The 22,467-nt window shown below is 43.5% G+C and carries 13 protein-coding genes and 1 pseudogene; 5 read left to right on the top strand and 9 right to left on the bottom strand.

What is annotated here, in order from left to right; all coding sequences use genetic code 11:
* The 4 genes from QUB30_RS03350 to QUB30_RS03365 form a co-directional block, all read right to left on the bottom strand.
* Positions 1 to 2,820: an ATP-binding protein gene (locus QUB30_RS03350; RefSeq protein WP_333329048.1), complete on the bottom strand. Its 2,820-nt coding sequence runs from the start codon at positions 2,818 to 2,820 to the stop codon at positions 1 to 3.
* A 334-nt stretch (positions 2,821 to 3,154) separates the two neighbouring features.
* A complete protein-coding gene (locus QUB30_RS03355) occupies positions 3,155 to 4,555 on the bottom strand; it encodes a response regulator (protein WP_333329051.1) in 1,401 nt (466 codons plus the stop codon).
* A gap of 78 nt (positions 4,556 to 4,633) precedes the next feature.
* Complete coding sequence (locus tag QUB30_RS03360; RefSeq protein ID WP_333329054.1) at positions 4,634 to 10,762, bottom strand: AAA family ATPase; 6,129 nt, start codon at positions 10,760 to 10,762, stop codon at positions 4,634 to 4,636.
* Between the two features lie 168 nt (positions 10,763 to 10,930).
* Positions 10,931 to 13,795, bottom strand: a complete 2,865-nt coding sequence (locus QUB30_RS03365; protein ID WP_333329057.1) for an ATP-binding protein — start codon at positions 13,793 to 13,795, stop codon at positions 10,931 to 10,933.
* Positions 13,796 to 14,349: 554 nt separating this feature from the next.
* Here QUB30_RS03365 and QUB30_RS33755 point away from each other — a divergent pair.
* The 4 genes from QUB30_RS33755 to QUB30_RS03385 all read left to right on the top strand — a co-directional run bounded on the left by QUB30_RS33755 (position 14,350) and on the right by QUB30_RS03385 (position 16,739).
* Entirely contained in the window at positions 14,350 to 14,565 is a 216-nt protein-coding gene (locus tag QUB30_RS33755; protein WP_445300461.1) for a hypothetical protein, read from the top strand.
* Positions 14,566 to 15,096: 531 nt separating this feature from the next.
* A complete protein-coding gene (locus QUB30_RS03375; RefSeq protein WP_333241787.1) occupies positions 15,097 to 15,516 on the top strand; it encodes a phosphomannose isomerase type II C-terminal cupin domain in 420 nt (139 codons plus the stop codon).
* 150 nt (positions 15,517 to 15,666) lie between these two features.
* Positions 15,667 to 15,996, top strand: a complete 330-nt coding sequence (locus tag QUB30_RS03380) for a HesB/IscA family protein (protein ID WP_006630924.1) — start codon at positions 15,667 to 15,669, stop codon at positions 15,994 to 15,996.
* 170 nt (positions 15,997 to 16,166) lie between these two features.
* On the top strand, positions 16,167 to 16,739 hold the full coding sequence (locus QUB30_RS03385) for a Uma2 family endonuclease (RefSeq protein WP_333329079.1): 573 nt from the start codon (positions 16,167 to 16,169) through the stop codon (positions 16,737 to 16,739).
* Between the two features lie 136 nt (positions 16,740 to 16,875).
* On the opposite strand, the gene QUB30_RS03390 is transcribed toward QUB30_RS03385, so the two are convergent.
* The 5 genes from QUB30_RS03390 to QUB30_RS03410 all read right to left on the bottom strand — a co-directional run bounded on the left by QUB30_RS03390 (position 16,876) and on the right by QUB30_RS03410 (position 21,954).
* Positions 16,876 to 17,862: a glycosyltransferase gene (locus QUB30_RS03390; RefSeq protein WP_333329062.1), complete on the bottom strand. Its 987-nt coding sequence runs from the start codon at positions 17,860 to 17,862 to the stop codon at positions 16,876 to 16,878.
* A gap of 325 nt (positions 17,863 to 18,187) precedes the next feature.
* The gene (locus QUB30_RS03395) at positions 18,188 to 19,402 is read right to left on the bottom strand and encodes a response regulator (protein ID WP_333329065.1); all 1,215 of its coding nucleotides are present in this window, start codon (positions 19,400 to 19,402) and stop codon (positions 18,188 to 18,190) included.
* Positions 19,403 to 19,618: 216 nt separating this feature from the next.
* A complete protein-coding gene (gene yidD, locus QUB30_RS03400) occupies positions 19,619 to 19,849 on the bottom strand; it encodes a membrane protein insertion efficiency factor YidD (protein WP_333329082.1) in 231 nt (76 codons plus the stop codon).
* Positions 19,850 to 20,022: 173 nt separating this feature from the next.
* Complete coding sequence (gene truB, locus QUB30_RS03405) at positions 20,023 to 20,964, bottom strand: tRNA pseudouridine(55) synthase TruB (protein ID WP_333329068.1); 942 nt, start codon at positions 20,962 to 20,964, stop codon at positions 20,023 to 20,025.
* Between the two features lie 246 nt (positions 20,965 to 21,210).
* The gene (locus QUB30_RS03410) at positions 21,211 to 21,954 is read right to left on the bottom strand and encodes a calcium-binding protein (RefSeq protein ID WP_333329071.1); all 744 of its coding nucleotides are present in this window, start codon (positions 21,952 to 21,954) and stop codon (positions 21,211 to 21,213) included.
* Between the two features lie 215 nt (positions 21,955 to 22,169).
* Between QUB30_RS03410 and QUB30_RS03415 the strand changes: the two are divergent.
* A pseudogene (locus tag QUB30_RS03415) lies at positions 22,170 to 22,319 on the top strand (acetyl-CoA carboxylase biotin carboxyl carrier protein subunit); the annotation flags it as partial.
* Between the last annotated feature and the right edge of the window lie 148 nt (positions 22,320 to 22,467).

Genomic DNA, 22,467 nt, shown 5'->3' on the forward strand with positions numbered 1-22,467 from the left:
TTATTTCCTGTGGGATGTAATAAACTCTTTAATTTTTTTTACTTGATAGCTTTGGGCTAACTGGCGCAGCTCAATAGCAAAGGACACAAATTTCCCATCCAACTTCTCTATGTGTTCGCTTCGCTCTACAATTCCTTTCACGTTGCCTCTCATCGCCAGTTCAAATAGGAGTTCAATTTCTTCGGGTGGGGGAGCTATTAAAGAGGTCGATTCAGAAAGGGAGGAAGGAGTAGACGAAAGGGGAATCGTGCTGATTTTGACATTCTTTGGTTCGTCATATATCCATTCAATTTCCAAATATTTTTGCAACATCTCAAATAGCTCTTCTGCCTGCACGGGCTTAGCAAGAAAATCGTTGGCTCCCCCCTCCAAACTTTTATGTTGGTCTGTAGCAAATACACTGGCAGATGAAGCAATGATTGCCACCTCTTTATACTGTGGCATATTTCGGATACGGCGCATCATCTCAAAGCCATCTAACACTGGCATCACCAAGTCAGTGATAATCATATCGAACTTAAAATCTTCTATTTTTTCTAAACCCTCTTGACCGTTTTTAGCTTCGGTTACTTCAAATCCGAGGGGTTCCAGCAGATTGACAATCACTGAGAGATTTTCCCATTTGTCATCCACAACCAAAACTTTCTGCTTTCTACCTTGGTAGCCAACCAGCTTTCGTTGCTTGGCAATCGTGGCTGTATTTGCCCAGTCTGCCGCTTCCGGTAAATCCAAATCTAGCCAAAAAACGCTGCCTGCTCCTGACTGACTTTTTACTTGAATTGTGCTACCCATCATTTCGACAATTTTCTTGCTAATTGTTAAACCGAGTCCGGTTCCTTCCGCCTGATGCTTGCTGTCTCCTACCTGTTCAAAAGGTAAAAAGATTTTTTCTAATTGTTCTGGTGTCATACCAACGCCAGTATCTTCTATTTGAAACCTAAGCTTGTGAATTGGTGAGGGTGGTTTTTGTTCATTGCTTTGTAGCTTTTCACCTGTCCCTATTTCCAGATGTTCTATCTTAAAATTCACCCCTCCCGAGTCGGTAAACTTAATTGCATTGCTCAGTAAGTTAATGAGTACCTGTCGCAAGCGTTTTTCGTCAGCGTGAATGCCTGCTGGCATTTGAGAAGTGGGTTGATAAACAAAAGCAATTCCTTTTTGTTCGGCTCGGATGCGGCAAATTTCTGCGACTCCCTGCAAAAAGGAAGGAAAATGGAAATCTTTCGCGTACAGTTCCAATTTCTGCGCTTCAATTTTAGCGAGGTCTAAGATGTCATTGATCAGGGTTAGCAGGTGGGAGCCACACTGGTGAATGATACTGATGCCTTGGATCTCTTTCGGAGCCATGGTTTTCGAGCGTTCTAGGATTTGAGCGTACCCTAAAATCCCATTGAGTGGTGTTCTCAATTCGTGACTCATATTTGCTAAAAATTCACTTTTAGCTTGGTTGGCGGTATCAGCGATTTGTTTGGCTTCCGTAAGTTCAGCGGTGCGTTCTTCTACTCGGATTTCTAGCTCGGAATTTGTCTTTGCTAGCGCTTTAAAGGATTCGCGCAACTGGTGGGCCATCATGTTGAAAGACTGACCCAAAACTTCTAGTTCTTCTATGCCTTTTACCTGCACATTTTGCTCTAAATCTCCACTTGCGATGGCCCTAGAAGCTGCACTCAAACGGAGAATCGGGTTGGTAATCCAGCGTGCAGTTAATATTCCCAAAATGGTAGCTAGCCCCAAGGCTCCCAAACATAAAATAATCGTCGTCTGGGTGTTAGCATTAATTTGCTCCATGAAGTCAGCTTCGGGAACAGTGACTACAATCAACCAGTCCAAACCGCGATCGTCTTTATAAGGCAGCGCTTGTAGAAATTGTCGTTTGCCATCAAGCCAGAAGTCAAGCTGTTCTCGCTGGGCAATTTGTTTGAGGTCGCCAAATTGCTGTTGTAATTGCTTCGTAGCAGAGCTTAGTAAGCGATCTGTGCTTTTAGCTGCTTCTATGCGTTTAGCTTTCGCATTTTCCACTAAAAATGGCTGATGCAGGGTAGAACTGGCAACGATGAGTCCTGAGCGCTCGATGATAAAAGTTTGCCCTGAACGACCGATTTTTACGCTCTTAAGAAAGTCACTAATTTGTGTTAGAAAAAAATGGTATGCGAATACCCCAATGACTGCTCCGTTACTATCATTGAGAGGAACGCTAGCAGGCAAAACCATTTCTGGGAAAGCGTGATAGGAAAATATTTCGCCCCACACTGGTTTGCCTGCTTTCACTGCCGCCACGTACCAGGGTCGTCCCTCTATCTTGAAGTCAGGCTTTTCCTGAATTAGCTTGATACGCTCTCCATCTTTAGTCATATCATAAAATCGAATACTTCCCCCTGTGGCTTGGCCTGCCTCCATGATTTGTAAGGTATCTTTTTTGGGTTTTAGAGCCCCAATAAACCCATCATATTTTTGACTCCCGAACATAATGGAACCTGCCGTAGGAAATAACTGTACCTGCTGCACAAAGTAGCGCTCTAGGCGTGGCAAGTCTTGAACGTCAATTTGGCCTAGGCGGACAGCCTCAAGATTGATTTGATTGACTAGGTGGGGAGCCTCTAAATATTCGTTAAGCTTCTGATTGATGCGTTCGGATACTTCACTGCGGAGTTGAGTCGCAACATTATTGACAGCTTCTTGTCCGTTGCGTACCGACACCCAAGCGGTCAGCCCGACGGCGGCAAAGATTTGCACGACGAACGGCAATACTAAAATCAGGCGCAGGGATACCTTTTTTTGAGCACGGTTTGATAATAAACTCGTCGTAGAAGTCTGTAACATTTATCAATATTTCTCCAGAATGAAGGGGTTGGTTGGCTGAAAAATATCAGGCTATTGACTAAAAGGAGGCTTAGGAAGTAAATCTTAAAAACGGCTGTATTCTTAAGTTAAGTATAGTGAAAAATATTGGGAAGCAAAGTTTATTTAAGAACTATTACAAATTATTTTTTATTATGCTGTTATGATAAGATGTCAGGCTCGTGCTGGCGCTTTTTATTCGATCGCGAATCAGCAGATGAGTTTCGGAGAGCGGAAAATGGTAAAATTGTCGGGAGGTTGAAGGATCTAAGTTACCAAAGTTATTATTCGATATAGATGAAACAATATATTCATTTCAGGGAGACTGGGAATGTTTAACAGGCAGAACAACAGTAAATGTCGTTCCCACTCCGGCCTCACTTTGACAAAAGAGCTGCCCTCGGTGAGCTTCCGCTACAATTTGATAGCAAATCGACAGCCCTAATCCCGGCCCAGAACCAATTTTCTTTGTGGTAAAAAAAGGATCGAACACGCGCTTTTTCACATCCTCCACCATACCCACACCGTTATCGGCAATCGAAATCGCCACCCGTTCAGAGTCGATTAGCTCCGTGCGAATAGTAATTTTTGGGATTAGAAATTGAGGGCTGTTGAGAGATGAAACCGGACTGTTGAGTGTCAACGGCTCACCATTTGCCGCCACTGACGAACTATTCGCGATTCTCAACTCTAAAGCCTCAATCGCATTGCACAAAATATTCATAAATACCTGATTAATTTCACTGGCCCAGCACTCAACTAAGGGCAGGGAATCATATTCCTTGAGGATTTGGATAGCGAACCTGTCTGAAGGGCTGTTGAGCCTGGACTGCAAAATCATCAAAGTGCTGTCGATTCCACAGTGAATATCCACAGCCTTAAATTCTGCTTCCCCGAGCCGCGAGAAATTTCGCAAGCTCAGCACAATATCGCGGATACGTTTAGATCCTGCGTTCATAGAGGCCAATATTTGTGGAAAGTCCGATCTGACAAATTCAAAGTCAACTCGATCTTTAAAGTTCTGAATACCTGGGACCGGATGGGGCAAAGCCTGCTGGTAGAGTTCGAGTAACTGTAATAAATCAGATGTGTACTGACCTGCGTAACCGAGATTCCCAGATATAAAATTAATCGCATTATTAATTTCGTGAGCGATTCCAGCTATTACTGTATCCAGTGAGGACTTTTTTTCGCTTTGAATTAATTGCGTCTGAGTTTGCTGTAATTGTCGCAGAGTTAGCTCTAATTCTTGGGATTTTTCTCGCTCCTTCGCTTCAGACTGCTGCAATATAGAATTTTGTGCAATGAGTTGCTGTTGCAGATAGCGAATGCTGAGTTGATTTTCAACGCGAACTAAAACCTCTTCAAACTGAAATGGTTTAGTGATGTAGTCCGCCCCACCGCAGGCAAATGCTTTTACCTTATCGAGGGTATCATCTAAAGCACTCAAAAATATTACGGGAATATCACGATTCTTTTTAGATTTTTTCAATTCTTCACAAACTTGATAGCCGTTGATTTCCGGCATATTGATATCGAGTAAAATTAAATCTGGCGGAGCGGCTTCCACTCCCTTGAGGGCCATAGCACCGTTAAGTGCACTGCGAACTTTATATCCCCGCTCAATCAACATGGTGGATAAAAAGCGCAGATTGTCCGGCGTGTCGTCCACAATGAGAATATTTGCTTTAGCTGCTGAGCCTTGAGTTTTATTCATGAGACCTCTTACCTGAATTATATTGTTGAATTCACTATAATAGTTTATTTTTAGGGCTAGGGCAGTTATTCAGCAAGTTTATTTGGTAAGGTTTTCAATTAAATTAGTAATTTTATCAAAGCGAAAATTATTAACCCAATCTATCAGGGTGTTGACCAGTGAGGCATAATTGGCAGGGATTTCTGCAACCAGTTTCAAAATCATTTCGGCATCCAATTGAGTCGCGGATAGATGCAATTGTGTCAGCCAGTCTGCGGGCATAGCGAGTAAATTTTCTTGAATTGATAAAGAATTTTGCATCAACGGCTGCTCTAGTTTTTTGCCTTCAGAATTAGCTAAGACTGGTTCCTCATAAACATAGCGTACCCCTAAGTATTTATACATCTTTTCAAAGATTACCTCATCTCGGTATGGCTTGCTCACAAAGTCATCACAACCGGCTGATAAAACAATGGATCGCTCTTCCTCGAAAGCACTTGCAGTTAAAGCAATAATGATGGTAGGCTGTGCGTTGAGATGAGATTTAATCTGTTTAGTTGCTTCATATCCATCCATCACAGGCATCCTCATGTCCATCCAAATCAGGTGCGGTTTCCAACTTGACCACAAAGCAACTGCTTCAGCACCATTTTCAGCATCACGCACCTGGAAGCCAAGGGGCATCAGCAACTTGAGCAACAGTAGTCTGTTTTCAGGGCGATCGTCAACTACTAGAATGCGATAGACTTTGGAATTAGGTTCTAAACCAATTACTCGCCGGGAAAGCTGTGTAGTTCTCAGTTCATTTTCCTCAGCTAAATGCGTCTGAATATCAAATTGTAAAATTGTCCCTTTACCCAGTTGACTGCTGGCTGTAATATCTCCTCCCATCAGTTGAACAAATTTACGGCTAATAGGTAAGCCTAAGCCTGTTCCTTGGTGATCTTTTCTGCCCACTTCGGTTTGCACAAAAGCTTCAAATAAACTATCCATTTCTTCTGCTGCGATCCCAAAACCTGTATCTTCTATTTCAAATAACAATCTTAAAAGTTTATTTTTTTGTATAAATAAACTTGATGGATCAAGTTTCGGCGACTCCAGTTTTATTACTCGCAAAATTATATAACCTTTTTGAGTAAATTTAATGGCATTCCCTAAAAGATTAATCAAGACTTGACGTAATTTACTCGGATCTGTTTTCAAGTATTGAGGAACATCGTCAGCGCGTTCAAAGATTAGTTGCAAGCCTTTAGATGAGACTTTAAGTTGCAACATTTCTTCGAGAGAATCAAGCAGGTGATATAGGTCGAAGCTATTTTCATTCAGCGTCAACCGACCGGACTCAATTTTTGACATTTCCAGAACGTCATTAATTAATGATAGTAAATGCTCCCCGCTGCGGGTGATGATACCCAAGTTTTCTTGCTGCTGCTGATTGAGCGAAGAATCGCGATTCATTAGTTGAGTAAAGCCCAGGATTGCGTTGAGGGGGGTACGCAATTCGTGGCTCATATTGGCAAGAAATTCGCTTTTAGCTTTGTTGGCTGCATCGGCAGCTTCTTTAGCCTGTTGTAAGGCTAACTCTGCCTTTTTGCGATCGCTGATTTCCTCCTGTAATTTTTGCGTTCTCTCGCTCACTCGCTGCTCTAGCGTCCGCGAGTGTTCCTCTTGTTGTTCGTAAAGCCTAGCATTTTCTATAGAAATCGCTGCTTGAGAACACAAAAGTCTTAAAATTTCTAAGCGGTGTGGAGTAAAGGCATCAGTGGTGAGATTATTTTCTAAGTAAAGAATGCCAATAAGTTTGGATTGAGTCAGGATGGGAGTACATAAAAGGGATTTTATCTGATTTGATCTAATATAAGATTCGGCGGCAAATTGTTTTTCAGTAACTGCATTACTTAAAACTACATCTGTACGAGTTCGCTCTACATAATAAATTACCGTTAATGGCAAGCGCTCGGGCATGAGATTTCGCTTCTGTACAAGTGAATCAACCTCTGGAATAGCTGCTGTTTGATACTCTACTAAGGCTTCGGCTGCAACTAAAAGCTGACCCTCTTGCAGCAAAATCAGAGAACCTTTTGTTGCCCCGGCATTCTCCATGAGAAGATTCATTAATTTACCTAAGAGTTTGTCTAAGACTATTTCGCTAGAAATTGCTTGGCTGGCTTTGATTACTGTAGTCAAATCTAATAAGGATTTTGTGAACTTTGTAGTATTTGAATTGCCTTGAAGAATATTAAAACCAATAGTAGATGGCTGTTTATCAGTTACATGGTGTTGTTGATATGTTGAATAATTATTAACTTGTGGCTGCTGATCGAGCAAAGAAAACAAATGAGGATAGTGTTGTTCTAGATCGTCAATTTTCGCTTTAGCTCCCCAGCGAGCATAGGCATAGTAGGCATCAATAAGATAACTCCGAGCAATTTTTTCTTTGCCCCATTCTAAATAAAACTTGGCAGCCAGCTCATTGCCTAGAGCTTCTTCATTCAGGTAGGTATTTTCTTTAGCTCCAGCGATCGCGCGATCGTAATAATCCATCGCTTCCAGAGCAGAACCTTGCACCCGATAGAGTTCTGCTTCCACCAAATCAAATTTATGTAAATAATTCATCGGCGCATGGTGTGACCAATCTTTCATCTTTTCCTGGTTCACCTCTATTTGCTGCAAATATTGCTGTTTTTCGCTTGGGCTGGCTCGATCGTAGCGAGCCAGGAGAGTCAATGAATGATAGAAATTGAGAATAGCAACTTGCATAAAACCAAAAGCCGCTCCAGCTTGCTCGTTAGCTAAAACCGCATTTTTCAAAGCCAGCTCGTAATCTTTAAAATGGTAAGATAAAATTGCTTTGGCTACATAGAAAATAAACAGAACTGTGCCACTTTTAGCTTCAATTAAACGAGGCAGAGTTTCAGTTTCATCAAAACTAGCTCCGCGCAACAAAAATTTATCCGCAGCTTCACCTTGTAAGTTCAATCCCAGTTGTCTCCACACCTGAGAAAAATGTATAGAAATTTGTTGCTTGATTTTAATACATAAATCAATGTAGAGTGCTTGTTGCTGCACTATCAAGTCCAAATTTTTTTCAGTAAAAAACAAGTAACTACAAAAGTTGGCTGCACAATAACCACCCCACTCTATATCTCCTGTTTCTAGCCCACTTTGTACTCCTTCTTGCAAAGGCATGACACTATTCTTAGCATGTTCTTTCCAACTTCTAATATTAGAATTAAATAAATTGTAAACTTTAGCTTTAAGTTCTTTTGCATTAAATTTATCCAGCATTTTTAACGCGATGGTTCCGGCATGATATCCCGCATCCATCTTTCCAACTCCCGACAGTAATAAGCCATAAAAACCGTAGGCAAAAGCAGATAGAGCCGAATTGCCATAGTCAATACAAAGATTAACCATTGTGACAATCAAGGGGGGAAAAATCTCTGGCTTTGCCATGAAAACAGGTGCACAAAGAATTTTTAAAATGCGCATAGCCGACAATTTATAAGGATCGGTCATTGCTGGAAATTTTTCTAAATCCGCCAAGTTGGGTACATCAACTATTAAACTATCCTCTCCCTCTAGAGTGACAAAATAAATATCTAGTTTTTGCAAAATTTCCAGTCCGATATCGACTGCTTGAATCATCTGTAATTGACCAATACAAATTAGCATTTCCATCTCGTATACTTTGACGGTATCGAGCAAATTTGTAGCATTTTGTAGAGCTATTTCGGCTAACATCGCCGAGCGTCCAAAGTTAATATTTAAGTATTCGGCTTCGGCAGCTTCAATGTAAAGAGCTAGGGTCATGTCATAGTGACTTTGCCAACAGTTTTCGGCGAGACACTCTAAACCCACTGTTAAATACTTGACAGCCGCTTCATAAGCTGTTGCTGATTTTGCTTTCTTTCCAGCGATCAGGTTGAGTTGAACCAGTTGGTCTTTTTCCGCCGGATTGGTGATAAGTTCTAAACCTATATTTAACTGATTGACTATATCAAAAATCTTTTCTTCTAAAGCTACTTTAGCCGTGTTGTTTAACAACTTTTGACCAATTTTAAAGTGGGTAGCTTTCTTTTGCTCTTCAGGAATTAGAGAATAAGCTGCTTGTTGAACGCGATCGTGCAAAAATTTATAAGGAACTGATAACTCGGGATTGTTAGAGTTATCTAGAGCCGTTTGCTCCTGAAAAAACTTGTAGATATCGCTTTGGGGCAACACCAACTCTTCTTGCAGCGCTCTCCACAGAGCCGCCGCTGTATCTGCTAGCGATTCTTCTAGTACGATCGCCAGGGTTGCCAAGTTAAATTGATTGCCAATACAAGCAGCTAGTTTCAGTACAGCTTGAGTTCTCGTCGGTAATTTTTGCAACCGTGCTGCCATAAATTCCACGACATCATCAGTCAGCGCTAATGCCTTGACCTGAGCAATATTGCATTCCCAATAACCTATCTCTCGATTAAAGCTGATTAAATTTTCCTCATGGAGCGTTTTGAGGAATTGACTGCTAAAGAAGGGATTGCCTTTGGTTTTTTGATAGATCAGTTGGGTGAGGGGGTTAGCTAAGGAGCTGGTACAACTGAGGGTATCTGCAACCATCTGGTTTAGATCCGGCAGATTTAGCGGTGCTAGGGTAATGCTGTTAATAGCACCACCTGCTTTACCAATTTTTTCAAGCGTTTGTATTAATAAATGAGCAGGTGAGACTTCATTATCCCGATACGCGCCTATTAGCAATAAATGAATACTTTCAACTTCACTCATTACTACCTGCATTAAGTTTAAGGAAGCTGAATCTGCCCACTGTAGATCGTCAAGAAAAATCACAAGAGGATGCTCTGGAGCCGTGAAGACTTGAATAAACTTTTGGAACAGCAGGTTAAAGCGATTTTGAGCGGCATTGCCAGATAGTTCTGGAACGGGTAATTGCTGACCAATAATTTGCTCAAGTTCTGGAATTACGTCAATAATAACTTGAGCATTCTCGCCCAAAGCATTCAGGATTTTGGTTTGCCACTGTTTGACTTGAGCGTTACTTTCTATCAGTAGTTGTCCCATTAAATCTCGACAGGCTTGCACGAAGGCAGAGAAGGGGATATCCCGTTGAAATTGGTCGAATTTACCTTGGATAAAGTAGCCGCGCTGCCGGACAATTGGCTTGTGAACTTCATGGACGACGGAGGTTTTACCGATGCCAGAAAATCCTGCTACTAGCATTAATTCTGTAGACCCTTGAGCTACTCGGTCGAAAGCTGCTAGTAAGGTTGCTACCTCTGGTTCGCGACCATAAAGTTTTTCGGGGATAGTAAAGCGATCGCACAAATCTCTCTGCCCTAGTTTAAAAGAGGGGATTTCACCAGTTTTTTGCCACTGGGACAAACAAATTTCTAAGTCGTGCTTGAGTCCGAGTGCACTCTGATAGCGACCTTCGGCGTTCTTTGCCATCAATTTGCTGACAATATCGGAGATGGCCGGAGGAATGTTCTGGTTGAGGCGATTAACTGAGATCGGTTGCTTGGCTAGGTGGCAGTGTACCAAATCCATCGGATCGTCAGAGACAAAGGGCAACTTTCCAGTTAGCAGTTCGTAGAATGTGACTCCTAGAGAGTAGAAATCTGTGCGGTAGTCAATGCCTCGATTCATTCGCCCGGTTTGTTCGGGAGATATGTAAGGTAAGGTGCCTTCGAGGATATTAGGATTTAGAATTTCTTGGGTTTCGCGCGGTAGCAGAGAAGCGATACTGAAGTCAATTAGTTTAACTTGCTTGCTGGTGGGGTTAATTAGAATATTGGCAGGTTTGAGGTCTTTGTGGATAACGCGGTGGCGAGCGAGTCCGTCCAAGGCGCTGGCAATTTGAATCGCAATGGGAAAAAATTCGTTAATGGGTAAACTTTCTAGAGGTTCGCTACTTGCTGCTGCTAGGGTGGCGAGGTAGCCAGTTAAGGAAATTCCGCCAAAGTCTTCCATGATCAAGGCATAGTGGTTATTGTACCTCTCTAGGCTGTAGATTCTGACTGTGCCGGGGATATCTAAGTTTTTAGCTATGACGTATTGGTTGCGAAAGTGAACCAGTTCGTTGAAGCTGGGAAAATCATTTCGCAGCAGTTTGATGGCGACGGGCTGCCCATCTGAAGAACGCAGACCGCGATAAACTAAAGTTCGATTACCTGCGTATATTTGCTCAGTGAGATGATATCCGAGAAAACGATTTTTGAGGTCAGCCATATCTATTCCTACTGCTCCTGTCGAAATTGAATCTGCTGAGATTTACTATCTACAAATACGTAAGTCTGATAAAATACTATTATGGTTGCTGTTCTCAATTCAAATCGCGTCCATTGTTCCTCATAAGTCAAACATCTTCTTTAATAAGCGTTGATATTATTATTAAATCTAGCAGATACTGTCAGTGATTTTGTCAAAGCGAAAGCTATTTGCCAAATGTGCGATCGCCGCTGCCAGAGCCATATTTGACTCACGGATTTGCTCCACGAGTTCCAGCACTAATTCTCCATCCAATTCCACCGCCGCCTGACGCAGAGCCGCTACCCACTCAGCAGGCATTTCTTTCCAAGTCTCAGCGGTTAGTTCCACTAAGGGGGTCTGCTCGTGGAGGAGGGCGGCTGGAACCTGCTCTTGCTCTTCATAAACGTAAATTACCCCTAAATATTGAGCCATCTTTTCAAATAGCACCCCCTCTTGAAATGGCTTGCTCATAAAGTCATTGCAGCCGGCTGAAAAGGCACCTTTGCGATCTTCATCAAAGGCATTAGCAGTGAGGGCAATAATCACAGTTGCCTCACCCTTAAGCTTGGCTCTAATCTGTTTAGTAGCTTCATATCCGTCCATAACTGGCATCCGCAAATCCATTAACACTAAGTGCGGCTCCCAGCTTTCCCACAAATCAACAGCTTCTTGACCGTTAACTGCTTCGCACACTTCAAAACCCAACTGTGTTAGCAACTGAACGAGTAATAGGCGATTTTCCCACTGATCTTCAACCACCAAAATGCGGTATAAGGGTTGCCCCGGCGCTAAACCAATAACTCGCTGTATAGGCGGTTTAACTTGAACGTTAGCAGCATCGCCCTGGCTAATCGGAATGTTAAATTTAAAAGTCGTTCCCTTGCCCACTTGAGTGCTAACGGTGATCTTTCCCCCCATCAATTGCACAAAATTTTGGCTAATAGCTAAGCCAAGGCCAGTTCCTTTTTGAGAGTTGCGACCAGTTTGAGTTTGGACAAAGGGTTTAAACAAGATTTCTAGCTCATCTGGTGCGATGCCAGGACCAGTATCTTGTATTTCAAATAATAAGGTTAACTGTTGGTTCTTGGCTGATGATTGTTGCGAGGTAATTTGCAAATTTTCCATTTTTTTTATTCGCAAAGTCACACTACCTATGTGGGTAAATTTGATTGCGTTGTCCAGCAAGTTAATCAAAACTTGGCGCAATTTTACTTCGTCGCTTTTTATGTATTGGGGAATTTCATTTGCTTTTTCAAAAATTAGTTGGAGTTGCTTGGATGAGGCTTTGAGTTCCAGGATTTGTTGAATTTCATTGAGTATATGTTGCAACTCAAAAGTATTTTCATGCAGAGTTAGACGACCTGACTCAATTTTAGTCATTTCCAAAATAGCATTGATGAGGCTAAGCAAATGTTCGCCACTGCGAGCAATAATTCCTAAATTTGCCTGCTGCACTTGATTGACCGATGAGTCGCGACTCATCATTTGAGTAAAGCCGAGAATAGCATTGAGAGGAGTCCGCAGTTCATGGCTCATATTGGCTAAAAATTCGCTTTTGGCGCGGTTAGCTACTTCTGCTATATCTTTAGCTTCTTTTAGTTCTACGGTCCGTTCTTCAACGCGAATTTCTAATTTTTGTGCTTGTTCTCGTAATTTTGTTTCTGATTCTTTGAGTTCTGATGTGCGTTCTTCAACTCGCTGTTCTAGGTCAGCATTAGTTTTTTCCAAGATGGTAAAAGATTCGCGCAACTGCTGTGCCATTTTGTTAAAATATTCCCCGAGAACTTCGAGTTCTTCTATACCTTTTACCTGCACATTTTTGTCTAACTCCCCAGTGGCAATCGCCCTAGAAGCGTCTCTTAAATGTAAAATTGGTAGGGTAATCCAGCGTGCAGTCAATATTCCCAAAATAGTAGCTAGCGCTAAGGCTCCAAAACACAAAAAAATGGTGATATGAGTATTGGCATTAATTTGATCCATGAAATCGCTTTCAGGAACTACTACCACAATTAACCAGTCCAAACCATTGTTATACTGAAAGGGCATGACTTGGACAAATTGCCGCTGACCGCCTAGGGAAAAATCTAACTGATTAGCGCTACTAATTTGATTGAGGTTGCCAAATTTTTCTTTTAAATGCCCTGCTGTTAGCCGAATTAAATCATCTTCGCTATCTAAAGTATTTAAACGTTCCATCTTACCATTGCTGATAATAAATGGCTCTTTTACCGTGGAACTGGCTACTAAAAATCCCGAACGTTCCATAATGAATGTCTGTCCCGAACGGCCGATTTTTAAGCTGTGCAGGAAGTCGCTAATAAAAGAGAGGATAAAATTAGCAATTAATACGCCGCGCAGTTCGCCATTTTCTTCATAGACTGGGTGGGCGTAGGGGAGGGATAGGGTTTTCTGACCTGTAACTAATGGGAAAATTTCGTGCCAGACTGGTTTGCCTAAGCGTACACTATCTTTATACCAAGAACGGCTGAGTATGTTGTAGTTGGGGTTGACTTGTAATAGTTTTGTTTGATTGCCTTTGCTATCTGATTCGTAGAGATAAAGTTCATGCCGATGCTCCTTGGGTGCTATTTTAAGAAATACTTGACCATCAATTTGGCGTTCAACTGCAATGAACTCTCCGGTTTTGGTCGCAAAACCCATATTAGTCACAAAGTTAAATGCTTGAATTTGTTCCCAAAAATAGCGGTGTGCATTTGTGACTTCATCTGGATTTAAGTATCCCAGGCGCAGGGCATTGGCATTGAGTTGAGTGACGCGAGGGCCTGTGTCTAGGTAAGTTTTGAGTTGCTGTTCGATGCGGGCGGTAATTTCACTCCGCAACTGACTGGCAACTTCGTTAACTGCTTTTTGCCCGTTGCGTAAGGATAGCCAGCCTGTCAGACCTACGGCGGCAAAGATTTGCAGGACGAAGGGCAATACTAAAATCAGGCGCAGTGATACCTTTTTTTGAGAACGGTTTGATAAGAAAGTGGTTGCAGAGGTCTGTGACATTGATTGGTGTTACTCCTGAGGTAACGGGTTGGTTGACACAAAAATCTCAGTAGATTTAGTGAAATAAGGCTGAGGAAATAGATATTAAAAATAAATCTCTAATAGTTAGTGAAAATTTTTATAACGTAACTTGCTTGAACAAGTAATGCTAATTACGTGTTTTCCATAATACCGTTATAATTATAGCTGACTAAAAATGCTAATGCGCCTTAATTTTTTTATAGGATTTGTAAAAATTTTTATTTTTTAGCAAAGCAGTTAGCAATCATTTGTAATAGATTACCGCGTTTAGAGATATTTGTAGTAGTTTTTAACTTTACTTTACACAGCGGTACTAAAAAGTACAATTTCATCAAACTTACAGATCGACATCGATCTAATATACGTCTCAAAAAATTGACCTCTCTCGCGCTAAAAACATGACACACCAGGCCGCTGAAAACGTTAAGGGCGGTCTAACTCGGTATTACGTGAAGAAACCGGGTTTTTGCGTCCAGGACTGACTTATTGAGAATAGTGCAAGATGTGAGTTTAGCCGATCGGCAAAAAGTGGGGTGTGGCAACGGGTATTTGAGGCGTTAGCCGAAGATCCGGACCAGGAATACGCGATGATTGACTCCACCATAGTCCGCGCCCACTTTTCCCAGTGCGAAACCAAAAAGGGGATGCAGACACAGAAGCGATTGGACGTAGCACTCGTCGGGTTGAGTACCAACATCCATGCGGTGGTGGATGCGTTGGCCAATCCCATCGGCTTCCACCTCACCTGACATCTGGAACCACTTCCCCCCGGACAAATGGCCTTCGACAAACCCATAGGCTTCAAACCCCAGCGTCGGCTTTGTTGTTTTCTCCTCGGCTGGGTGAGTTTCATGGCTATTTTACTCAACCATATTCCGATTTATGTCGATCGTTGGAATTCTTTCCCGGGCACTCAATAGGATGAATTTTATGCCTATAACTCCTTCTAGCTGTAACAAACTGACAAACTGACACCTGTGAGCCCCCACTCTCCTCATCTCTCCCCTTTTCCCGTTAAGCTTCTTTAAAGCACAGGTCTTTGAGAATGAAGATTTGATGTAGATTTGGGCGATCGCGAATACCGGCTAACAACCGCTGTGATGATTTTGCTATGGTGGTCAAGATGGGTGGATCGGGCACAGCAGACAAAAGTGCAAAAATCTACAGTCCGCTAAGCGGTTCGCGCGATCGGACTTAGGTTTTAAGGATAAATTAGTTAATACACAATCCAACGTCGTTTATCAAAGGATTCAGCAAGCAATCCTCAAGGAGTAAAAATCATGGTTCAGATTCAAGAAATTTCTCAAGTATCTACTCTGCACGCACCTGCTGCACCCAATGGAATAGCTGCTACAGAATTGCGGCCTTGGGGTTCCTTTACGACTCTAGAAGAAGGCCCCGGATATAAAATTAAGCGGATCGAAGTTAAGTCCGGACACCGCCTCAGCCTGCAAATGCACCACCACCGCAGCGAACACTGGATCGTGGTTTCTGGTACTGCAAAAGTTACTTGTGGCGAAACTGAACAAGTTCTGTTTACAAATCAGTCTACCTACGTTCCTCAGTGCATTTCTCACCGCCTGGAAAATCCGGGAGTTATCCCCCTGATTTTAATTGAGGTGCAGAATGGCGAATATCTCGGAGAAGATGATATTGTTCGCTTTCAAGACGATTATGCTCGTACTGAAAAAGCTAAGTAACTCAAGTTGCTAAAAATATAGAGGTAAGGTGCACCGCTCGGTGCGCACCTTACCTTCTGCAGCTGAGGTTCACGGCTCCGTGCGCACCCTACATTCTCAAAACTCAACACTACTCCCAAATTACCAATTACCAATTACCAATTACGCATAATGATTCATCTGAGCAAAACAGCAGCAACAGAAGTAACGCGCCTCAAGTCGAAGCATCCAAACCCCAATGCTTTATTTCGTCTGGGCGTGGAATCGAGCGGCTGCTCGGGTTTGTCTTATACAATGGCATTTGACGATGCGCCAGCCCCAGAAGACGCTGTATGCGAGTCCGAGGGAATTGAAGTTGCGATCGACCCCCAGCACTTAAAATATCTCAATGAGCTCACCTTGGATTATTCAGAAGACTTGATGGGCGGAGGTTTCCGATTTCACAATCCCAATGCCGCCCAAAGCTGTAGCTGCGGCAACTCCTTTTCTGCCAAGGAATAACCAACCTGTAGGGTGCGTCAGTTGCAGATAATTCTTCAATTCTTTAATCTAAAATCGATTGACGCACCTGACAAAATAAGAAATAACCAATATGATTGAGAGTGCGTCCGTTGCAGATAATTCTAAAATTTTAAATCTAAAATCTAAAATCTAAAATCTAAAATCGTATGATGACACTCAAAGACTTAGAAAAAGTCCAAAAAACCTTCAAAGAAGCCGGTCAAGACTACCAAGTTGAACTAGAAAGCGGGAAGATTATCATTGTGGGCCCGTCAGACATTGTATCTAGTGAAATTGGCATTCGCTTGAGTGCCTTTCTCTTCGTTTGGGTGAATCCCCGCCGTTTGGGTCGAGTTTTTGACTCCGCAGGCGGCTTTATTTTACCTGATGCTAACCTCACAGCACCTGATGTTTCTTTTGTCCGAGCCGCACGTCTCAGGCAAAGTCCCCGTTATTTCGGAGAATTAGTCCCAGACTTGGTAGTAGAAATTAAATCACAGAGCGATCGCATTAAACCGCTAGAAAAAAAGATTCTAAATTTTATAGAACTCGGAGCACAAGTGGGAATTATGATTGACCCGGACGAAGAAACTGTTACAGTTTATCGTCAGGAATGTGAACCAATTGTGTTGGGAAATGAAGATATTTTGACAGTACCCGAACTTTTCCCAGGTTGGGAATTGCCAATTTGTGAACTGTGGCCACCAATTTTTACAGAAGCAGAAACTCAAACTCAAGCATAATAAAGTTTAGGCAGGTTTTACATGGCAAGAAATGCGAAAAGCCTCTCTTCTCTTCCTCTGTGTTCTCTGCGTTCTCTGCGGTTAAATCATTCCTATGCAACCGTAAACGATATGAGTGCAATCGAAAAGCTTTCCATCAAGCTGGCGTACCGAGAATTACCCACTGCATTAACTGCTGCCACTCGGGAGATTGACCTAATAAATCTGCATCGAATTCATTTCCCGCATCCTGCGAAAACTCGGCAAAAGCTTCCGCCCAATTAATTACTGTTTCCACAGGCAAATAAGGCGTATAATTCCAAGAACGCTGCAAAAACTCTACCATCTCAACAGAATGACCGGTGCGGTACAAATACCAAGCAATCCAAACTAAGGTACTGTACTTGATTTGCTTTTCCAATAAACGTATTTTATCCGGCAATTCGGGGCGGGCAAAAAAACTGTCCATGACTGCGGCCAGGGATTTAGCCTGCGGTAAACCTTTGTACATGGCGCTTTGTTCGTGCTGGCGGTAGCAAACAGTTACTTGCTGCAGCCACTCTGCTTCGCATCCCATTAAGGCTAAACGCAGCACTAAATCTGTATCTTCCGCCGGGGGAAATCGAGGATCGAATCCGCCGGCGCGCTCTAACCACTGACGGCGAAATACCATGGCGCTGGGTAATACGGGTTTCCACCTGAGCCACATTTCTAAGTCTAATGTAGGGACGTTTTGCCAGAGTTTGACATCTTTTAGCGGTTCGCCTTTACTGTTGACTAGACGCCAGCCGCTGTGGACTATTCCTAGATTTGGTCGCGCTGCAAATACAGCCATTTGTGCAGCTAATTTGTCTGGAAAGAAGTAGTCGTCAGCATCGAGAAAGGCGATGAATTCTCCTCGCGCTAGCTCGATACCGCGATTTCTGGCTATGGAAACTCCTTGATTTTGTTGGTAAATGTAGCGAATTCGATCGCCATATTTCTCTAAAACTAATTTGGTATCGTCTCGGGAGCCGTCGTCTACGACAATAATTTCCCAGTTAGCATAGGTTTGGTGCAGAACGCTATCTACGGCTTGGCCCACGTAAGCAGCGCAGTTGTAAGCCGGAATTACTACGCTTACCTGCGGGGTGCGATCGCTCATAATTAATATCAAGTCAGATGGATTATACTATTTTAGATTTTAGATTTTAGATTTTAGATTTTAGATTTTAGATTTGGGAATGACTGATGACGGTCAGGTTTGGAACACGAGCCTACTGTTGCATTCTTTTTTTGAACTGGTATTAGAATCAATACGCCCTGGGCAGATTTACGGAAATCCGGGCTTTGAAATCAAGAAAAATCATGCACCGGCCCCTACAAGAGTTATTGGTCACATCCGGTTGCGTCTTTATTGTACAATACTCATCGGGTGCCCTAGAGACTGACGCACCCGATCGGCGATGCTGTTTGAGAATAATTTGGTTTCAAGAATTTGCCAAGGTAAGTTGCTGTGAATTCAGTAAATTATGGTGGCGATTTGCTAAAGGTTGGCGATCGCCTTTTGCCTTCAAATACTTGTCAGCTACTTGCAAAACCTGTTCGGGATTAGCAGGCTTGCTCAAAAAATCGGAAGCACCTGTCAATTTGGCTCGCGTGCGGTCAATGATACTGTCTTGACCGGTCAAAAACACGATCGGAGTTTCCCGAAAAGCCGGTGTTTTTCGCAAAAAATTGCACAAAGCAAAGCCACTGGTTTTCGGCATCACCACGTCCATAAAAATTAAAGCAGGCTTGTTCTTGGCTAGAATGCCCACTCCCTGCATCGGGTCTTGAATTTTTAGGACTCGATACCCCTCCGGCAATAAAATTTCCTCTAAAAATTCGCATACTGTCGGACTGTCATCGATACAGGCAATCAAAGGGCGACCCGGTTGGGCGATCGCCGCAGCCCAGCGCCACTGTTCTATAGGCGACGGCAAGTCGGGTACTGTTCGGAAATTGACTAAACCCTGTTTCATGTAATTAACTAAAGCGCGAGTTGCCACTGTCACGCACTGCTTTTTCTTAAATGCAATATCCCAAAGAGTATTTTCGCCGTTAAATACGTTAGCCAAAGCGATCAAAGAATTAGAACTAAATCGATTTTCCTGCAACTGGGCCGACGCTTTTAAAAGTGGTGCTTGTTCTGGATCTACTAGCCACAAACCCATTGCTTTCCACTTCTGCCAAATTTGTTGTGTAGAACACAGAATTTTCTCTACTTCCGTTAAAGACAGCAGCAAAGAAGAGGTAATTTTATAAAAATATTTTTGGGACGGACGCCACTCCCGGCGCAAACCCGATTGACCGATCAAAGCAAAGAACACTTCCGAAACGCTGCTGTGGACGATCGCCTTAGCTTGTTCCAAACTCATTTCGCTGGCTGCTACCCCTCGCTGAAGCAGTTGATATTCCCACAGTTCCCCAGCATCAATGTCTCTGAGATCCACTTGAAAGTTTCTACAGTGTTGCCCGATCGCCCTATACCAGCGCCTCGATCTGTGCGATCCTCCTGTGGCATAAACCAAACTACCCTGAAAAAAGTAAAGTTGCCACTGTTGTTCCCCTTGTTCTAACAGCAGTTTCCCTGTTGCTTGTTTCTGGCTGAGTACAGCCAGAGTATGGGACAACATTTTGTATCCGATTGCAGTAGCAGACATATCAACTCGCATCCCCTGTACTCTGTTTGTACCATTATATAGCTGCCCAGTTGTGAAAGATAACAGTAATATTACTGAATTTGGGTCAATAAAAACAACTAATTCTGCGAATTTAACCCTCTCAGGGAGTGATTCCCCTCGGGAGTTTTAGCCACGAGGATGCAACGCCTATTTGCACTATTAACTAATAACTAAAATCGTACTTTTGACTAATAACTAATTCCCCTCGCTATCTTTGGAAGGTACTGGATCGTAACCCCCCGGATGAAAAGGATGACAGCGCAAAATCCGCTTAACCGCCATCGAACCGCCGCGGGCAGCCCCAAATCTTTCTATTGCTTCGATCGCGTATTGCGAACAAGTTGGCTGAAATCTACAGGCGTTAGGCAGGTAAGGAGAAATCCCCATTTTGTAGCCTTTAATTAATCCAATCAACAATATTTTCACAATTTTTACCTCAGCACTAGATGAGATTAATAGCAAAATGTCGTCCCGTAGCCTCGATCGTAATTTTGCCAGTCAAGTCTCCCGATTGTGCGATCGCGCCTCAAATGCCTCCCAGAGTTCCGCCAACATTTCCAGCGCCAATTATACCTGTTTTCTTTTTGCGTCTTAGATACCTAAAGCACAATTTGAGGAGACAATATGGTACTTGTCTCTGAGTTTGCTACTTGACCGATACCTAAAAAAATACCGTCTCGATCGTAAACCTGCAAGGGATACGGAGGTTGTGGTATTGGGTTGTCGGGGGGATTGTTCCTACTGTCCTCCTCTCCCCCTATGGGCGTTTCGGGAATTGGGAGGCGCTGTCCTTGAAACCAGCGTTTGGTATATTCAGGCGAAAGGACGATCGCCCCTAAATGTCCCAAAACCGCCGATGGCAAAATCGGGCTGAATTTATTCTGCTGCAATTGCAGTTCTAATTGTTCAAAACTGAGACTTTCCTCGATCGAAAAACCGCTACTTTCGGTGCGAGTCAAACAAGCCAAAGTACCGCCTGCATTCAACAGTGCGCCCAAATCCCGCGCGATCGCCCGAATGTAAGTACCGGCCCCGCAGGCGATCGACAAATCCAATTCAGGAAAATCCCCCGATCGCCAATCCAAGATTTCCAGCCGAAAAACCTCAACTTTCCTAGCAGCAACTTCGACGTTTTCGCCTTTTCTTGCTAACTCATAAAGGCGTTTTCCTCCCACCTGCACCGCACTAAAACTCGGCGGCAATTGCTCGATTTTTCCTATAAATTTTGGCAGTGCAGCTTGCACTTTTTCCAAACTCAACTCTGGCACGGGTCGAGAATGGATAATTTCTCCTTCTAAATCGTCAGTAGCAGTAGTTAAGCCAAACCGAATCGTGCCTCGGTAAGCTTTATTGTGTTGGAGAAATTGCAGCAGTCTGGTTGCTTTGCCGAGGGCGATCGGCAAAACGCCAGTCACAGCAGGATCGAGGGTTCCTCCGTGTCCGACTCGCTTGAGTTTCAATAGCCGGCGCACTCGCCCCACGCAGTCGTGAGAGGTCATGCCCGCAGGTTTGTTGAGATTGAGAAAACCGTCAGTAGTCATTAGGAAGAAGGAAGAGAGAAGAAGGAAGAAGGAAGAGGGCAACGAAGCAGTGTACGGGATTTAACGGAGACAAGGAAGCAGGAAAAAGGAAGATGAAAAGTTGTGATATTGCTTTACTTTGCATCGCAAAAGCTAACTTTATTCGCCAAGCAAAAGCGGTTTTGAGTTAAAAAGTTCAAGATTGAAAACTTAAAACTAAAAAGTACCCGCCCGCCTAATTATCAATTCCCAATTCCCAATTCCCAATTAAAAAATAAAGTCAGCCGTACTGATAGAAGAGGGGGCAACTCCGAATAAAGTAGCCAGAGTTTCCTTCGTGCTTGTACGCTGAATAATTGTACTCGGCGAAGTTCCGACCCCAGCGGAAGTGGTGAGTTCGCCAAAAGTGAGGCCGGCCGTCAAGCGAATTCGATCGGTACCATCTGTAAAGTCTGTAATCAAATCATTATCTGCCGAACGCCCGATCGCAAACGTATCGTTCCCGGCGCCGCCAGTAAGAGTATCTCTGCCTGTATCGCCCGATAAACAGTCATCGCCGATGCCGCCAAACAGCGAGTCATCGCCGGCACCCCCAAAAAACGTGTCATTACCCGCGCCGCCCAACAAAGTATCGGTGTCTTGGTTGCCAAACAGCAAATCATTACCCTCGTCGCCCTGCATTGAGTCAGAACCTTTGCCGCCGTAGAAAGTATCGTCGCCGGCGCCGCCCAAAACGCTGTCACGGCCCGCACCGCCGAACAGCAAATCATTGCCAGCGTCGCCCTGCAGTGAGTCATCGCCGTCGCCGCCGTAGACGCTATCGTTTCCCCCTAAGCCCAAAATGCTGTCAGGCCCACCCAAACCAAATATCAAGTTAGCGCCCGCAGTACCCGTGAAGGAGTCGGGGCCGCTGGTTAAATTCCTGCCGCCTGGTGTCCCTCCGGGACTGGTACCGCCGGTGGGGGTTGGGGTTGTGACGGGAATTGGTCGAAGTGGCACTGCTGGTGGCATGATTCTGAAGATTGGTAGAAATTTGCCATTCTAACTTAGCTTAAAACCGGAAATTATAGAAAATAGCATGAAAACCCCGTGTCTTCAGACGGGGAAGCGGTCAAAAATCTGTTAGCAGCGTTGCTTTTCTGAGCATAAATTCAAGTCAGGTCTTTGGTTTAGAAATAATATCTGCCGTAACTTCCATTTCTGGTTAATGTTGTGGAGATGCTGGTGCAGAGGGCGATCGCCTGTTAATTTTAGAAGGGATGAAAATGGAAATTGCTATTACTGCTGAAGTTGCGGAAACTGTTGCCCCGTTGTTTTGTGAAAAAGGGCAAACGGTGACAGCCGGACAAATTCTAGTGACGGTTCAACCGTATTAAAGATACTTCCAATCCCCGCAGTAAAAATCTATTCGCCCAAACAAAAAGCGCCCCTATTTCTAGGAGCGCTTTTTGTCAATCAAAAGCTAAAACTTAGCCGTTGATAGAAGGAGCAACCATTGCTACGGGAGTTGTCTCACCAGCAGCC

The sequence above is a fragment of the Microcoleus sp. BROC3 genome (assembly GCF_036702515.1).
GTDB lineage: Bacteria > Cyanobacteriota > Cyanobacteriia > Cyanobacteriales > Microcoleaceae > Microcoleus.

Bases quoted from the DNA above. Each gene is read 5' to 3' on its own strand.
- QUB30_RS03375 (WP_333241787.1), top strand. From the start codon at position 15,097: ATGGTTCAGATTCAAGAAATTTCTCAAGTATCTACTCTGCACGCACCT.
- QUB30_RS03380 (WP_006630924.1), top strand. From the start codon at position 15,667: ATGATTCATCTGAGCAAAACAGCAGCAACAGAAGTAACGCGCCTCAAG.
- QUB30_RS03395 (WP_333329065.1), bottom strand. From the start codon at position 19,402: ATGTCTGCTACTGCAATCGGATACAAAATGTTGTCCCATACTCTGGCT.
- QUB30_RS03390 (WP_333329062.1), bottom strand. From the start codon at position 17,862: ATGAGCGATCGCACCCCGCAGGTAAGCGTAGTAATTCCGGCTTACAAC.
- truB (WP_333329068.1), bottom strand. From the start codon at position 20,964: ATGACTACTGACGGTTTTCTCAATCTCAACAAACCTGCGGGCATGACC.
- QUB30_RS03385 (WP_333329079.1), top strand. From the start codon at position 16,167: ATGACACTCAAAGACTTAGAAAAAGTCCAAAAAACCTTCAAAGAAGCC.
- QUB30_RS03365 (WP_333329057.1), bottom strand. From the start codon at position 13,795: ATGTCACAGACCTCTGCAACCACTTTCTTATCAAACCGTTCTCAAAAA.
- QUB30_RS03355 (WP_333329051.1), bottom strand. From the start codon at position 4,555: ATGAATAAAACTCAAGGCTCAGCAGCTAAAGCAAATATTCTCATTGTG.
- QUB30_RS03360 (WP_333329054.1), bottom strand. From the start codon at position 10,762: ATGGCTGACCTCAAAAATCGTTTTCTCGGATATCATCTCACTGAGCAA.
- QUB30_RS03350 (WP_333329048.1), bottom strand. From the start codon at position 2,820: ATGTTACAGACTTCTACGACGAGTTTATTATCAAACCGTGCTCAAAAA.
- QUB30_RS03410 (WP_333329071.1), bottom strand. From the start codon at position 21,954: ATGCCACCAGCAGTGCCACTTCGACCAATTCCCGTCACAACCCCAACC.